15 protein-coding genes are annotated in these 14,327 nt (G+C 69.1%); 1 reads left to right on the top strand and 14 read right to left on the bottom strand.

The genetic code is table 11. From position 1 onward, the window contains the following. Window positions 1–96: 96 nt before the first annotated feature. The 4 genes from P0W64_RS11150 to P0W64_RS11165 form a co-directional block, all read right to left on the bottom strand. Window positions 97–1,410 (bottom strand): primosomal protein, encoded by a 1,314-nt coding sequence (locus P0W64_RS11150; RefSeq protein WP_275480172.1) that lies wholly within the window; start codon window positions 1,408–1,410, stop codon window positions 97–99. 10 nt (window positions 1,411–1,420) lie between these two features. Next, the gene (locus P0W64_RS11155) at window positions 1,421–1,987 is read right to left on the bottom strand and encodes a hypothetical protein (protein ID WP_275480173.1); all 567 of its coding nucleotides are present in this window, start codon (window positions 1,985–1,987) and stop codon (window positions 1,421–1,423) included. Window positions 1,988–2,211: 224 nt separating this feature from the next. Continuing rightward, entirely contained in the window at window positions 2,212–3,414 is a 1,203-nt protein-coding gene (locus tag P0W64_RS11160) for an NlpC/P60 family protein (protein WP_275480174.1), read from the bottom strand. Beyond that, complete coding sequence (locus P0W64_RS11165) at window positions 3,411–3,719, bottom strand: hypothetical protein (RefSeq protein WP_275480175.1); 309 nt, start codon at window positions 3,717–3,719, stop codon at window positions 3,411–3,413. The genes P0W64_RS11160 and P0W64_RS11165 overlap by 4 nt, the downstream gene beginning before the upstream one ends. Window positions 3,720–3,839: 120 nt before the next feature. On the opposite strand from P0W64_RS11165, the gene upp reads away from it, so the two are divergent. Beyond that, window positions 3,840–4,469, top strand: a complete 630-nt coding sequence (upp, locus tag P0W64_RS11170) for a uracil phosphoribosyltransferase (protein WP_275480176.1) — start codon at window positions 3,840–3,842, stop codon at window positions 4,467–4,469. A gap of 10 nt (window positions 4,470–4,479) precedes the next feature. Here the strand turns inward: upp and P0W64_RS11175 are convergent, their stop codons facing one another. The 10 genes from P0W64_RS11175 to P0W64_RS11220 form a co-directional block, all read right to left on the bottom strand. After that, a complete protein-coding gene (locus P0W64_RS11175) occupies window positions 4,480–5,076 on the bottom strand; it encodes a hypothetical protein (protein WP_275480177.1) in 597 nt (198 codons plus the stop codon). Between the two features lie 94 nt (window positions 5,077–5,170). Beyond that, window positions 5,171–5,785 carry an isochorismatase family cysteine hydrolase gene (locus P0W64_RS11180; RefSeq protein WP_275480178.1) on the bottom strand — a complete coding sequence of 205 codons (615 nt, stop codon included), beginning with the start codon at window positions 5,783–5,785 and terminating at the stop codon, window positions 5,171–5,173. Further along, window positions 5,782–7,206, bottom strand: coding sequence for an amidase (locus P0W64_RS11185; protein WP_275480179.1), 1,425 nt, complete (start codon window positions 7,204–7,206; stop codon window positions 5,782–5,784). The genes P0W64_RS11180 and P0W64_RS11185 overlap by 4 nt, the downstream gene beginning before the upstream one ends. Continuing rightward, window positions 7,203–8,630 (bottom strand): amidase, encoded by a 1,428-nt coding sequence (locus tag P0W64_RS11190; protein WP_275480180.1) that lies wholly within the window; start codon window positions 8,628–8,630, stop codon window positions 7,203–7,205. Before P0W64_RS11190 ends, P0W64_RS11185 begins: the two co-directional genes overlap by 4 nt. A 17-nt stretch (window positions 8,631–8,647) precedes the next feature. Further along, the gene (locus P0W64_RS11195; protein WP_275480181.1) at window positions 8,648–8,827 is read right to left on the bottom strand and encodes a hypothetical protein; all 180 of its coding nucleotides are present in this window, start codon (window positions 8,825–8,827) and stop codon (window positions 8,648–8,650) included. A gap of 54 nt (window positions 8,828–8,881) precedes the next feature. Beyond that, window positions 8,882–10,468 carry an ABC transporter substrate-binding protein gene (locus tag P0W64_RS11200; RefSeq protein WP_275480182.1) on the bottom strand — a complete coding sequence of 529 codons (1,587 nt, stop codon included), beginning with the start codon at window positions 10,466–10,468 and terminating at the stop codon, window positions 8,882–8,884. Window positions 10,469–10,538: 70 nt separating this feature from the next. Then, window positions 10,539–11,495 (bottom strand): ABC transporter ATP-binding protein, encoded by a 957-nt coding sequence (locus P0W64_RS11205; protein ID WP_275480183.1) that lies wholly within the window; start codon window positions 11,493–11,495, stop codon window positions 10,539–10,541. Continuing rightward, window positions 11,492–12,481, bottom strand: coding sequence for an ABC transporter ATP-binding protein (locus P0W64_RS11210; protein ID WP_275480184.1), 990 nt, complete (start codon window positions 12,479–12,481; stop codon window positions 11,492–11,494). Before P0W64_RS11210 ends, P0W64_RS11205 begins: the two co-directional genes overlap by 4 nt. Next, the gene (locus P0W64_RS11215; RefSeq protein ID WP_275480185.1) at window positions 12,478–13,383 is read right to left on the bottom strand and encodes an ABC transporter permease; all 906 of its coding nucleotides are present in this window, start codon (window positions 13,381–13,383) and stop codon (window positions 12,478–12,480) included. The genes P0W64_RS11210 and P0W64_RS11215 overlap by 4 nt, the downstream gene beginning before the upstream one ends. Then, the gene (locus P0W64_RS11220) at window positions 13,380–14,324 is read right to left on the bottom strand and encodes an ABC transporter permease (RefSeq protein WP_275480186.1); all 945 of its coding nucleotides are present in this window, start codon (window positions 14,322–14,324) and stop codon (window positions 13,380–13,382) included. Before P0W64_RS11220 ends, P0W64_RS11215 begins: the two co-directional genes overlap by 4 nt. Between the last annotated feature and the right edge of the window lie 3 nt (window positions 14,325–14,327).

Here is a 14,327-nt window from a genome sequence, read left to right on the forward strand (position 1 = left end):
ACACGCCCCCGCCGCGGGGGGGGGCCTTCTTCGTGCGTACGTGGAACCGGGTGTCGCCGCGCGGCGATGACTTCGGAGGGCGTCGAGCCCGGACGGTCAGCGCTTCTCGAGCCGCCCCTCGAACTCGTGCTCGAGCGCGCGCCACGCCTCGGACTCGTTCTCGAAGGGCTCCGACGGAGCGAGGCGACGCGGCTGCGGGTCAAGCGCGTAGGACACGAAGAAGCCGAGCGGCGTGGTCGGGCGCAGCGCATCGCGGACGGCGCTCTCGTCGGCGAAGTCGGCCGCGTCCAGCAGCAGCTCGACGGCGAGGTCCAGCTGATCGCGGTCTATGCGGCGCGGTCCGTCGGCGATGTCCTCGGCGATGCCGGGCAGCACATACACGTTGTCGTCGTGCACCTCTACCTCGAGCGTGCCGTCGGTTGCTGCGACCTGTACCTCCTCATAGGTGGAGACCTTCGACAGCTCGGTGTCGTTGTCGTCGGCGAGGTACCGCTCCAACGCCGAGGTCGAGTCGAAGACGTAGATCCTGCCCTTCTTTCCGAGGAACACCGGCGAATCGTCGAGGTAGCAGCGCAGGGTGTAGTACTCGCCGTCGCGCGTCACGACCTTCACGGGGTCGATGCCGACGGACCCCCAGAACGAATCGTCCTCGTAATCCTCGTCCTCCTCCTCGTCCTCGTCGGAATCGGTATCGGCTGCGTCGATACCGTCATCGTCCAGATCGTCGTCGGAGTCGTTGTCATCGGTGTCCAGATCGTCCAGGTCGTCGTCGAGGTCGGCTTTACCCGCGGCGAGCTCGGCTGCCGTCTCCGCTGCGGCGGCCAGTTCGGTCTCGGCGACCTGGACCGTGGCCTGCGGCACCTTGGGCGCCGTGACAACGCCCTCGATCGCATCGACCACGTCGTCCCACTTGCGGGCGATGATCTGGCCGACCTTGTGCCACATCTCGCGGCCCTCGCGACCCTCGAAGTTGCGGGTGCCGATGCGGACCGTCCCCAGCACCGGGTTGCCGTTGAAGAACTTGGTGACGTCGAGCAGTTCGCACACCTCGCCGATCAGCGACACGATCTCGAGGGTGTCCTCGAGCTCGGCGATGACCTCGGGTGTCGGCTCCTCGGCGGCCAGCTCGGGCACCGAGATCAGGTCGTACGAGCGCTCGTCCTTGGGCGTGAACGCCTCGGCGGGAAGGTCGGTGAGCCCGCTCCAGGCAGGGTGGTCATCGAGGTCGTTGTCGGCTCCGCTGCGCACGAATGCGACCAGTTCCGCAACGGATCCGAACCCGTACAGGTCGTCCTCGAGACCGAGGAATGCCTCCCATTCGTCGTCTCCCTCCCGCCAACGCGGGGCCCATAGGGAGTACACCGGGCCGTCGGTGAGGCCGAGCTCGATCGGGACGATGTCAGACGCCATGGCCGCCAGCCTAGTGCACGGCGGTGACAGCCTCGCGATGCTGACCTGCGAGTGCCGGATCGCTCCACTGGCCGGTGCGGGCGAGGTGCCCGGCCTCGTCGCTGCGTACCCGGACCAGGCACTCGACAGTGGAGCAGAAGGGCGGGAACCACGCGGTGTACTCGCCGGGCCGGAACACGGGATCGCGCATGTAGCGCAGCCGCAGGATCATGTCGCCACAGTCGCAGCTCCCGAGCAGCTGCGTCTGAACCCCGGGGTAGACGGTGTCGACCGTGGCATCGCGGCCCCACGGCCACGGGGCGCGGAGGAAAGCCCTCTCGAGGCTGAGCTTCCGGATCATGCAGTGCGGTCCCGAGCAGACCGGCGGATACCAATCGGTCATCGCGCCCGGCGACCCGGCGGGTGCGGTGTGTCGTACCTGCGCGATGGGCCCGCCGCATTGGCAGGTCCCGACGGTGCGACCCTCTACCCGACCGTAACCCTGTGTCGAGAGATGCCCGGTCGCGGTAGCGCGGTGGGCGCCCGGTTCGCGCGCGGGTCGGTCGTCGAAGCCCGGCCGCGCATGCCTGCCTGCCATGGCTGACAGCCTATGCGCGCTGATCGCGATTCGCCCTGCGTACGGAGGATTTGTGCAGCGACTCCTCAGATCGGATCGAACTCTGTCGAGGGGGTCTCCGGTCGGCGTCGGATGCCGGCCGCGGCGGTCGTCGTTCTGGTGGCCACGGTGATGAGTACGCGTCCCCGATCGCTGTTGCGCGTCGGGCCGCGTGGGGAAGCCTGGTCGTCCACCGGTGCGCGATCTCATGCCGGTCCCTCGGTGGGCCGGAAGAATCCCATGAAACCCATGCCGACGTTGTCGGTGCGCACCGACGAGATCTGGACCGGGTCCCCGGCCTCGATCATCCGGCCGTCGCCGATCACCATCGCCACGTGCCCGTCCCATACCGCCAGGTCGCCGGGGAGCAGCGAGTCGGCGGACACCTGCGCGCCGACGTGCTGCTCCTGTGCGAGCCGCGGGATCTCGATCCCGGCCTGCCGGTACGCCCACTGTGTGAGCCCGCTGCAGTCGAGTCCCTGGCCGGGAGAGGTACCGCCCCATTGGTAGGGGACGCCGAGTTGCGTCAGGGCGGCCCGCACCGCGGCGGCCGCCTGCTCGTTCGGGGCGCGGACAACACGACCGTCCGGTAGCCGCACCTCTACACCCTCGCCGGCGAGGATCGAATGTGACGCTACCCGTTGCGCGTTCACACTCGGAGGGCGCGCGGACGAGCGACCAGAGCCCGCTCCACCTGTCGCATCCGGCACCGACGACAGCGCCGAACCGAGTCCCGATGCGCCCGATCCACCGGTCCCCGTGCCGGATCCCGCTCCCGAACCACCGGCCCCGAGCGCCGACCCCGCGCCCTGTGCAAGGGTGGGCGCCGTCGACGTACCGGCGGATGCGGGCGCCGTCGCTGCGCCGGCCGAGCCGCTCGTGCCGTCCACCGCCTCGGGTGCCGACGGGGTCCGCTGGGCCAGCCCGGCGACGACGCCGGTCTCGCCGTCGAGGGCCTGACGGGTCTTCTCCAGCACCTGCAACGCCTGCTGTAGGTGCTCGGCAGCGAGCCGCAGCACAGCGAGCAGCCCGGCGGGATTCGTCAGGGTCGGGTTCGCGGCCTCGCCCTGCTGCACGAACGAGTCGACTACGCGTCTGAGCTCGGTCCGGCCCTGCTCGACCACGTGGGCAGCCGTCTGCAGCGAGGTCTGCAGTCTCCCGGTGTGCGTGCCCATCGCCTGCGCGCTCGTCCCGGCCTTGCCGAGGGAGCGCTGCGCCGCGCCCGCGTCGACGCCGGCCCAGGCGTGGCCGACGGTGACATTGGTCGAGCGAGTCTGGTCGCCGACCGATTCGAGCTGCTCCCGCAGCGTCGCGATCGCCCGGTCGATGCCCGCGGCCGTCACGTCGCCTGAGCCGAACGAGTCGAGGATCGAATAGAGCGGGGTCGCGAGGGCGTCGACGATGCTCACGCCATCACTCCGAACACGCTCGCGGCCCCGGTGGTCTCCGACGCCGCGACCACAGCGACCGACTGCGCGGTCGCCGTGCCGGCGGACGCGTAGTAGGCGGCGAGCCTTCCCACCTCGACGTCCGTCGATCCCAGCGCGCCGACCAGTGCTGCCAGGTAATCGCCGCCGATCACGCCGAAGACGGGCGCCAGGGCTCCCATCGTGGCCGCACCCGCCACAGCCCCGGATGCGGTCTCGCCTGCCAGCGCCCCGATCCGTGTCCCCGCGGCGGCGACCGCGTCCGTGTCCATCCGAAACGGCTCCATACGCCCTCCTCCCAGCACCCCTGCACTGATTAGACGCGCCAGGTGCCGCTCCGGTTCCGCCGAATCCGGCACCCGGCTGGCAGTCCGGAATGCCGCGCGGCGCCGGTAGGGTATCGATCCATGCAGACGACCGTCGTCGACCATCCGCTCGCCGCCGTGCGCCTGACGGCGCTTCGGGACCGGGGTTCGGACAACGCCACCTTCCGGGCCGCGCTCAAGGAACTGACCCAGATGCTCGTGTACGAGGCGATGCGTGGTGCCCGGGTCGACACGGTCGCCGTGGTGACTCCCCTGGAGACCACCGACGGCCACCGCCTCGCGGCCCCGCCGCTACTCGTGCCCGTGCTCCGCGCCGGCCTCGGCATGGTGGATCAGGCGCATGCCATGATCCCGGAGTCGCAGGTCGGCTTCGTCGGGATGGGACGCAACGAGGAGACCCACATTCCCGAGCCGTACTTCGAGTCGCTGCCGGCCGATCTGTCGGACCGCCCCGTGTTCGTGCTCGACCCCATGCTCGCGACCGGCGGCTCGATGGTGCAGGCCCTGGAACTGCTGAACGATCGCGGCGCCACCGACGTCACCGCCGTCTGCGTCGTCGCGGCACCGGAAGGTGTGGCGGCACTGGAGGAATCCGGCTATCCGGTGCGTTTGGTGACCGCCACCGTCGATCGGGAACTCGACTCCAACGCCTATATCCTGCCCGGGCTCGGCGACGCGGGTGACCGGCAGTTCGGGCCGCGCTGGACCTGAACGCTCCGAGCTACCGGGACCAGTACGCTAACGCGGCCTCGGGATGTTGCACGCCGTCACGGGTCGTGATCAGCAGCCCGGCCGGTCCGACCGTGTAGACGGTGGCGTGGTCGCTGCCGCGCACGACGTAGCCCGCCGACGAGCGGCTCACCGCGGAGAGCGTGATCCCGTGGCCCGAGGCCGTTCGGTAGCCGCGGTAGTACAGCCCGCCCGGGCCGGAGCAGATGGCCACCTGCGACGCGGAGGTCGACAGCAGGGCCTGCGCCTCGTCGATTCCTTGGCAGCGCGCGTCACCGGTCACGAAGCCTTGCCGGTCGGTGCCGGGCACGGTCGGCGCGTTCCCGCTGGTCGTCTGCACATTCCCCGTGGTCGTAGTCCGCGTGGTCACGGTCGCGGGCATCGGTGCCGCGGAGACGGTCACGGTCGTGCCGCCGACGGCGCTCACCGCGGCGGGTGCCGGGGTGGCCGAAGCCGCGGAGGACGAGCTGTGCCCGCCACGTGTCAGCAGCAGCGCTGCTGCGACGGCGCCCGCGAGGATGAGGAGTCCCACGATGACCGCGAGCACCACCACGGGGGTGTGGTTCGGCTGCCGGGGACCGTTCTCCATGGCCGTGAATGTACCGGGTCACGACATCGGACGTCACACGCCGTCGACGAGGTGGAGTCGCGGATCCACGTCGTGGATTCGCGCGAGCAAGGCGTCAGCCGGCGGCAACGGGAACGGTCGGTAGCCGACCCTCGAGCGCCCATTCGAGCATCTGCGAGCCCGGTCCCACGGCGGCGAACAGTGTCGCCATCATGTCCAGCGCCGGCTGGTGCTGGGCTATCGGTGCGGACGTCGCGTCGGCGGCGACGTACATGTCGAAATCGCGCTGCTGCCCCGACCGCACCGTCGACTCCACGCACACGCTGGTGACGACCCCACCGACCACCAGGCGACTGATTCCCCTGGCGCGCAGGACCACTTCCAGATCGGTGTACAGAAAGGCGTCGTAGCGGTTCTTGTCGACGATCGTGTCGCCGGGTTCGGGGGCCAGCTCGTCGATCACCGCGGCGTCCCAGCTTCCCCGCAGCAGTGCCGGCGGGTGCAGGGGCAGGCTGTCTGCGACCATGCGCGGCAGGTCCACCCGATCGGCACGGTAGACGTGCCGCGTGTAGATCACCGGCACCGATCGTTCCCGTGCGGCGGCGATGAGGGCCACGTTCGCTGCGGTCACGGCCTCCATGTAGGGGAGCCCGCGCCCGGCGGAGGGCAGCGACCCCCGGGGGTGGACGAATCCGTTCTGCATGTCGATGATCAGGACGGCGGTGGTCATGATGCTCCTTCCCGGGAGAGATCGGGACCGGCTCGGTGCCAGTCGGTGGACTGCTGGAAGGCGTCTGCCGCGCGCAGCACGGTGGCCTCGTCGAACGGGCGGCCCGCGAGCTGCATGGCCAGGGGGAGTCGGTCGGCCGTGAAGCCGATCGGCACGGACACGACGGGATTGCCCATCGGATCCCAGTAGGCCGTGTTGATCGAGTCGAACCACGAGAGCCCGATATCGAGTTCGTCGTAGGCGAGGGCGCCGGTATAGGCCGTGGCGGTGAGGATCAGATCGAGCCCCCGATCCGCGTAGAGGTTCGCGAGCTCCTGGTGTGCCACCCGCCGGACACGCTGTGCCTGAACGTAGTCCGCGGCACTGTCGGCCGTAGCACTCGGCAGCGACAGCCGCAGGGACGGCGAGTAGTCGGCGAGACGTCGCCGTGCGTCTCCGCGGTGATAGGCCAGCGTCTCACCGTTGTTGATGACGAACAGCGCCTCCGTCACCTCCCGATACCGCGGAAGGGTCACCGGCACGGTCTCTGCTCCGCGGTTCTGCAGCACCTCGATCGCCCGGTCCAACGCGGGATCGAGCGCGGGGTCCACGTCCGCGGTGTCGCGCCCGCTCGTCAGGTCGACGCCGATGCGGAGTCCGGTGAGGTCGGCGGTGAGTGCGGTGGTGTAGTCGCTGGTGGGGGTGTCGATGGCGGTGTGGTCGCTGGGGTGGTGTCCGGCGAGGACGGTGAGCATGGTCGCGCAGTCGCGGGCGCTGCGGGCCATGGGGCCGATGTGGTCGAGGCTGTATCCGAGGGGGACGCAGCCGGATTTGGGTACCCGGCCGAAGGTGGGCATGAGTCCGGTGATTCCGCAGAATGCGGCGGGGATGCGGATACTGCCGCCCGTGTCGGTGCCGAGGCCGCCGAGGAACATCCCCGCCGCCACGCCCGAGCCGGTGCCGGAGCTGGAGCCGCCCGGCCAGTGCGAGAGGTTCCACGGGTTGCGCGGTAAGGGGAAGTCCCTTGCGGCGTCGGGAAGCCCTGACGCGAACTCCATGGTGGTCAGCTTGCCCAGGATGATCGCTCCGGCATCCCGCAGGCGTTGCACGACGACGGCGTCGCCGTGGCTCCATGCCGGGTCGAGGACCAGGCTCTGTGCGGTGGACGGCGCCTCCGAGGTGGTGATGATGTCTTTGATTCCGATCGGAATGCCGGCCAGTGCCCCCGGTTCGCGGCCGGCGGCGCGGTCGGCGTCCGCCTGTGCCGCCGCAGCCAGGGCCTCGTCCGTGAAGCGGATGATGAAGGCGCCCAACGTCTCATCGTGTCGATCGGCCACATCTATGCAGTCCTGCACCAACTCCAGGCTGGTCAGGTGGCCGGCATGGAGTGCGGCCGCGGCATCGGTCAGGGTCGATACCTGTCGCGTGCCCGCCGTCGTCATGCCGGGACCTCTGCGGCCGTCGGCGTCATCGCGGGAGACCGCAGATGCCAGTCGGAGGCGGCCTGATAGGCGTCGCCGACGCGCAGGACGGTGGCCTCTTCGAAGGGGCGACCCGCCAGCTGCATCGACATCGGTAGGCCGGCGTCGTTGAACCCGATCGGTACGCAGAGCACCGGGTTGCCGGTGGTGTCCCAGTAGCCGGTGTGCATGGCGCCGGTGGTTCCCGAGGCCAGTGCTTCGACGAACCCGTCCATGTCCGCGTAGGAGGGCGCGGCGGTCGAGCTGGTGGGGGTTGCTATCACGTCGACGTCGGCGTAGAGCTCGGCCAGCGCCTGCTGCCCGACCCGGCGACACCGCTGCGCCTGCACGTAATCGGCTCCGCCGTAGAAGATCCCCGATCCGACGGTGGTGCGTGTGGCGGCGAAGTAGTCGCCCCATCGAGTCTGCAGATCGCCGCGGTGATAGGCCAGCGCCTCACCGAACATGATGACCAGATCGGCGATGGTCATCTCCTCGTAGAACGGCAGCTCGATGTCTACTATCCGGGCTCCGCGAGCGCGCAGCACATCCATCGCGTCGTCCCACAACCGCGGCAGCGCCGGATCCTCGTCCTCGAGCGCATATCGGGCCAGGCGGTCGACGCCGATGCGGAGGCCGGTGAGGTCGCCGGTGAGTGTGGTGGTGTAGTCGCTGGTGGGGGTGTCGATGGCGGTGTGGTCGCTGGGGTGGTGTCCGGCGAGGACGGTGAGCATGGTCGCGCAGTCGCGGGCGCTGCGGGCCATGGGTCCGATGTGGTCGAGGCTGTATCCGAGGGGGACGCAACCGGATTTGGGTACCCGGCCGAAGGTGGGCATGAGTCCGGTGATTCCGCAGAATGCGGCGGGGATGCGGATACTGCCGCCGGTATCGGTGCCCAGCGCCCCCAGCACCGCTCCTGCGGCCACGGCGCTGCCGGAGCCGGAGCTGGAACCCCCGGTCCAGTGCTGCAGATTCCACGGATTACGCGGAATGGGAAAGGGTTTCGTGGCGTCCGGCGAGCCGATCGCGAACTCCATGGTGGTGAGCTTGCCCAGGATGATCGCTCCGGCATCCCGCAGGCGTTGCACGACGACGGCGTCGCCGTGGCTCCATGCCGGGTCGAGGACCAGGCTCTGTGCGGTGGACGGCGCCTCCGAGGTGGTGATGATGTCCTTGATTCCGATCGGAATGCCGGCCAGTGCCCCCGGTTCGCGGCCGGCGGCGCGGTCGGCGTCCGCCGCGGCTGCAGCCGCGAGGGCCTGATCGGTGAACCGGGACAGGAACATCCCGGTCTGCTCGTCGTGGGCATCTGCCACCGCTATCGCGGCGGTGACGAGTTCGGTACTTGTGGTGGTGCCCGCCGCCAGCGCGGCGGCGGCATCGGACAGGGTGGTCGCTATCGACACGAGTGAGACCTTTCTCTTCAGGGGCGGGGATCGAAGGTGACGGCGGGTTCGGCGTACCGGACCCCGGGCATCGCGTACAGTCGCTCCACGCGGGCGCGGCTCGGCGCGTATGCGGCGACAAGCAGGTCCACCTCCGCGGAAGGTGGTGTCAGCCCGTGCATCTGCAGCAGTGCCTCTACGATCGTTCGATCATCCATGTTGTGACTCCTTCTCTTGCAATGTGATACGGATCTTCGGAGGTCGGATCGAGGTCAGTCCACGCTGACGGGTACGAGGTCCAGGAACCAGGACTTGGGTTGGACGAAGCCGTGCACGTCGGGAGCGAGCACGCGGGGATTGCGGTCGTTGAACGCGGTCAGCCAGGCGGCGTCTGCGGTCACCTGAGCCGAGATCTGTCCGTACAGGCTGTTGCGGGTGGCCGGATCGATCGTCGCCGTGGACCGCGTGATCAGGTCGTCGACCCGAGGGTTGGAGTAGTGGCCGATGTTCGTCGGCGATCCGGTGCCGAAGAGCAACCCCCAGAAGGCCTCCTGGATGAAGGTCAGTGAGATGTTGATGGCGTCGGCATGGTCCGGGATACTGCCGCCGGAGAATGCCGTAAGCATCGCCGCCCATTCGATCGGCTTCAGCCGCACCCGCACACCCACCGCTGCCAGATCGGCCTGCATCGCCTGATTCATCGAGCCCGGTTGCATATTGCCCGAGCCGCTCGTCGGGTATGACACCGTCATATCGAAGCCTCGGGGGTATCCCGCCTGCGCCAGCAACTGCCTGGCCTTCTCGGGGTCGTATCCGTAGAGATCGTCGTCTGGTCGATAGGCGAGGCTGGCGCGGGGCGCCACCTGCTCGGCGGTGTCGGCGGTCCCGGCCAGGAGGTGGGTGGCGATCGCGCGTCGATCGATGGCGTAGTTCAACGCCCGGCGCACTCGGACGTCGTCGAGTGGCTTCTTGGTGACGTCGAAGATCCACGGCCACACGTGGTCGTATGCGTTGGTGAGAACCTGGTAGCCGTGGCCCCGTAGCCAGTCGATGTCGTCGGGGTTGGGAGCCTCCGCCCAGTCCACACTGCCCGAGCGCACCGCGGCCAGCCGGGCCGATGCGTCGGGGACGGGCAGCAGGACGAGCTCCCGCAGCTTCGGTGCCCCGCGCCAGTAGTGCGGATTGGCCCGCAGCGTGAGCCGCTGCCCGCGCTGCATCGACGAGTAGACGAACGGCCCGGTTCCCACCGGGTGGGCGCCGAACTCTGAACCCCACCGGGTGACGGCCGCGGGGCTCGCCATATAGACGAACACCATGTCCTCCGGGAGATGTGAGTAGACGCCCTTGGTCTCGATCGCAACGGTGCGATCATCGATCCTGCGATACGACCGAACGCCGGACAGCGATAGGGCTGCGCGTCCCGATGCCGCCGTGTTGAACTGTGGCGCTGCAGGATTCATGTAGCGATCGAGGTTGAAGATCACGGCGTCGGCGTCGAAGGGGGTGCCGTCCGTGAAGGTGACCCCCGGCCGCAGGTGGAAGATCCATTCGGTCCCGGTGGGCGACAGCTCCCACGACTGTGCCAACGCCGGCACCACGCGAGGGGTGCTGGTGGACTGGTCGAGGTCGTACCGGGTGAGACCGTCGTACAGCTGATTGCCGACGAACCGGTTCCCCTCGTATCCCTGATTGCCGGCGAGGGTGGTGTCCAGTGACGGGATGTCGGACGCGGTCATCGCGATCCTCAGGGTCCCCGGATGATTCGATCGCTCCGGCGCGCCCTTCTCGCCGCAGGAGGCCAGCATGCCGCACACGACGATCAGGGCCAGGACGGCACGTGGCCGGATGATCCGCATCATCGGACGCTCCTTTCGGGCAGGGGGTATCGACGCAACGCGCCGGTGGGCGCGATGCGCGGGTGTCGTTCGCTCAGCCGGCGGCGGGAGCCATCAGCGCTTGGGGGTCGAGGTGTACGCAGGCGGCCAGGTGGCCTCTGTCACGGACCTGCAGATCGGGCCATTCGCGGGTGCAGGCTTCGACAGTGACGGGGCAGCGGGTGCGGAAGCCGCACCCGCTGGGCGGATTGCTGGGGCTGGGCAGTTCGCCGTCGAGCACGACGCGCTCGCGGCCACGGCCCGGTGTGGACGACAGCAGTGCCGCCGTGTAGGGATGCCGAGGCCCGCGCCACAGCTCGTCCGCCGAGGCCTGCTCCACTACCCGCCCGAGGTACATGACGGCCACACGATCGGAGATGTGCTGCACCACAGCGAGATCGTGACTGATGAACAGGTAGGCGATCCCGAGATCCGATTGCAGCCGGGTGAGTAGGTTGAGCACCTGGGCCTGCACGCTCTTGTCCAGCGCGCTGACGGCCTCGTCGCAGATCACCACATCCGGGTCACTACACAGTGCACGGGCTATGGCTGCGCGCTGGAGCTGACCGCCGGACATCTGGTGCGGATACCGCTGCGCATAGGACGGATCGAGCCCGACGCGATCGAGCAGCTCGGCAACGCGTGTGGTCCGCGCGCGCCGCGGGAAGCCGTGCGCGCGTAGATGGAAGGCGAGGGAGTCGAACACCGTCAGGCGGGGATTGAGGCTGGTCTGCGGGTTCTGCGGAACCACCTGTACGCGTCGGCGGAACTCCTTGCGTTCGCGCCCCCGAAGGCGGGCGATGTCGCGCCCTTCGAAGAACACGCGTCCGGCGTCCGGCTGTAGCAGACGCAGCATCATCTTCACTGTCGTCGACTTGCCGCAGCCGGATTCGCCGACGATGCCGAGCGTCTCGCCGGCGCGCAACGCGAGGTCGACGTTGCTGACCGCCCGTACGCCGCCGCCGAACGTCTTGCTGATGCCTTGTGCCTCCATCAGGTATTCGGTACTCATGCCGGCTGCCTCTCGCGTTCGCCGTTCACGGGCGCCACGACCGGGCAGGCCGTCCAGCGGCCTCCTGTATCCACCAGCTCCGGCTCGACATGCCTGCAGGAGTGGACGGCGTGATCGCAGCGTGGCGCGAAAGCGCAGCCGGCGGAGTGCTCCCCGGTGAGCGGCGGACGGCCCACGATCACCGGAAGCCGGCCGCGAGGCACGCCCGGAGTGGGGAGCGAGGACAGCAGGCCTGCGGTGTAGGGATGTTGAGGATGCGTGAGGATGTCGCGCGCAGAACCGGATTCGGCGATACGACCGGCATACATCACCGCCACCATCCCGTCCAGTTCCTCGGCCACCCCGACATCGTGCGTGACCATCAACAGGGCCATGCCCATCCGGCGCTGCAGCGAGGTGAACAGGGACAGCACCTGCGCCTGGACTGTGACGTCCAGGGCGGTCGTCGGCTCGTCGGCGATCAGCACGTCGGGCTCGCCGGCGACGGCGATGGCGATCACCGCCCGCTGCCGCATTCCGCCCGACAGCTGATGCGGTCGGCTGGCCAGCACCTGTGGTACGTCCGGGATCCCCACCAGCGTCAGCAGCTCCTCGCAGCGCGCGCGGGTGCCGGCACGAGTGCGGGTCAGACGGTGGGCGCGGAGCACCTCGGCCAGTTGTGAACCGATGCTGCGCAGGGGATCCAGCGCCGCCGTCGGGTCCTGGGGGACGAGCCCTAAGCGGCGTCCGCGAAGAGTCCGCATCCGCTTCTCCGGCATCGTGAGCAGGTCCTCCCCGTCGAGGGTGACCGAACCCGTGCACGCGGCAGCCGACCCGTACAGGCGCAGGACGCTGCGGGCGGTGACGGACTTTCCGCTGCCGCTCTCGCCCAACAGGACCAGTGTCTCGCCGGCGTCGACGGAGAGGCTGACGCCTCGGACGGCACGAATCGGGGAGTGGCCGCGAAACGTGGTCGTGAGGTCGGATATCTGTAGGCGTGGTGTCATCTGATCCTCCGGCGTACATCGAGGGCATCGCTGAGAGCGTCGCCGAGCATGTTGAAGACGAACGAGGCGGCGAAGATGACGCACGCGGGGATCAGGGCCGCCGCTGGGTGCGAGAAGAGGTACTGCCGTTGGTCACCCACCATCTGGCCCCATTCCGGCTTCGGTGGCGCGACACCGAGCCCCAGAAACGACAGCCCGCCGGCGAAGACCAGGGCCAGGCCCACGAGGCTGGTGCAGTACACGAGCAGCGCGGGTGCGACGTTCGGCAGGACCTGGCGATAGGCGATCGCGATCCGCGAGGCCCCGCTGACCTGTGCGCTCTCCATGAAGTCCATCCCGGCCAGGCGCAGTGTCTCGGTCTCCGCGATCCTCGCGACCGGTGGGATCAATACGATCGACAGCGCGATGACCGTGCTGGTCGTGCCCGCACCGAGGGCGGTGGCTATGGCGATGGCCAGTAGCACCGCCGGGAACGCGTAGAACACGTCCAGGGTGCGCATGATGGCGGAATGGATTCCGCGACCGGACATCCCGGCGGCCATACCGAGTACGGTGCCGAGGATGCCCGCGATGATCACCGGCACCAGAGCCGCCGTCATGCTGGGCCGGGCCCCGGCGACGAGCCGGTCGAGCACGTCGCGGCCCAGGCCGTCCGTCCCAAGGGGGTGGCCGCTGGCGCCGATCCCCTGCATGCGCTCGCTCAGCTGTCCGATCGTGGGATCCGATACCAGGTAGGGCCCGACGATCCCGAGTGCTACCAGGGCCAGCCCGAGCGCTCCGTAGCCCCACAGAGCCACCGGCATCCGGCGCATCCAGATACGCACGCGGGTGCGCGCGATGGACGCGCTCGTTGGAGCGGAATCGCGGGCGATCGTCCCTTCATCGGTGGCGATGCTGGTCATGATGTCCTCACTCGGGAATCGATCATCGCCAGTGCCATGTCGACGACGATGTTGATGAGTACGAATGCGACCCCGCAGACGAGCACTCCCGCCTGGGTGACGGGGAGATCACGCGAGGAGATGGACTGGAACAGCAGCAGACCGATGCCGGGCCAGGCGAAGATGGTCTCGACGAAGACCACGCCGCCGAGCAGGTAGCCGATCTGCAGTCCGGTCATGGTGATCAGCGCGGGCAGCGTGTTGTGCACGGCGTGCGCCGCTATCCGGGGGCCGGGTAGGCCGCGGGCCCGTAACGCCTCCACGAAGTCCATCGACAACACCTCCAGCAGGGACGACCGGAAGGTGCGCGCTATCACCCCGGCCGGCACCAGGGCGGCGGTCAGGGCGGGCAGGAGGCCGTGCCACATCAGGTCGATGAATCCGCCGCCGTCGAAGCCGTGCATCCCCGATACCGGAAAGAACCCTGTCGCCAAGGCGAGATAGACGATGAGGATCAGCGCGACCGAGTACTGCGGGGCCGACAGAGACACGGAACTGAGTGCCGACGTGACGCGCCCCGGCAGGCTCCGCGGATACCGCGCGGCGACCCCGCCGAGCAGCAGCCCCAGTGCGACGGCCAGGACCGTCGCATAGAGCGCCAGGATCAGCGTGTTACCGAAGGCGTCGGCCACCAGCCCGAAGACCGGCCGCTGCTGCGAGATGCTGATGCCGAAGTCGCCGCGCAGCGCATGTGTGAGCCAGGCCCAGAACTGGATGGGTAGCGCGCGGTCGAGCCCGAGCCGCTGGGTGAGCGCGGCCTTGGTCTGGTCGGAAGCGCCGGCGCCGGCCAGGAGTGCCACCGGGTCGCCGGGGATCAGCGCGATGGTGAGGAAGACGACCACGGCCACACCCAGCAGGATGGGGATCGCGAAGCCGAGACGGCGACATGCGAAGACCAGCATGTC

This window comes from Tsukamurella sp. 8F (genome assembly GCF_029167375.1).
Classification (GTDB): Bacteria; Actinomycetota; Actinomycetes; order Mycobacteriales; family Mycobacteriaceae; genus Tsukamurella.

Bases quoted from the DNA above. Each gene is read 5' to 3' on its own strand.
- P0W64_RS11180 (WP_275480178.1), bottom strand. From the start codon at position 5,785: ATGACCACCGCCGTCCTGATCATCGACATGCAGAACGGATTCGTCCAC.
- P0W64_RS11215 (WP_275480185.1), bottom strand. From the start codon at position 13,383: ATGACCAGCATCGCCACCGATGAAGGGACGATCGCCCGCGATTCCGCT.
- P0W64_RS11175 (WP_275480177.1), bottom strand. From the start codon at position 5,076: ATGGAGAACGGTCCCCGGCAGCCGAACCACACCCCCGTGGTGGTGCTC.
- P0W64_RS11200 (WP_275480182.1), bottom strand. From the start codon at position 10,468: ATGATGCGGATCATCCGGCCACGTGCCGTCCTGGCCCTGATCGTCGTG.
- P0W64_RS11185 (WP_275480179.1), bottom strand. From the start codon at position 7,206: ATGACGACGGCGGGCACGCGACAGGTATCGACCCTGACCGATGCCGCG.
- P0W64_RS11150 (WP_275480172.1), bottom strand. From the start codon at position 1,410: ATGGCGTCTGACATCGTCCCGATCGAGCTCGGCCTCACCGACGGCCCG.
- P0W64_RS11165 (WP_275480175.1), bottom strand. From the start codon at position 3,719: ATGGAGCCGTTTCGGATGGACACGGACGCGGTCGCCGCCGCGGGGACA.
- upp (WP_275480176.1), top strand. From the start codon at position 3,840: ATGCAGACGACCGTCGTCGACCATCCGCTCGCCGCCGTGCGCCTGACG.
- P0W64_RS11195 (WP_275480181.1), bottom strand. From the start codon at position 8,827: ATGGATGATCGAACGATCGTAGAGGCACTGCTGCAGATGCACGGGCTG.
- P0W64_RS11205 (WP_275480183.1), bottom strand. From the start codon at position 11,495: ATGAGTACCGAATACCTGATGGAGGCACAAGGCATCAGCAAGACGTTC.
- P0W64_RS11155 (WP_275480173.1), bottom strand. From the start codon at position 1,987: ATGGCAGGCAGGCATGCGCGGCCGGGCTTCGACGACCGACCCGCGCGC.
- P0W64_RS11220 (WP_275480186.1), bottom strand. From the start codon at position 14,324: ATGCTGGTCTTCGCATGTCGCCGTCTCGGCTTCGCGATCCCCATCCTG.
- P0W64_RS11210 (WP_275480184.1), bottom strand. From the start codon at position 12,481: ATGACACCACGCCTACAGATATCCGACCTCACGACCACGTTTCGCGGC.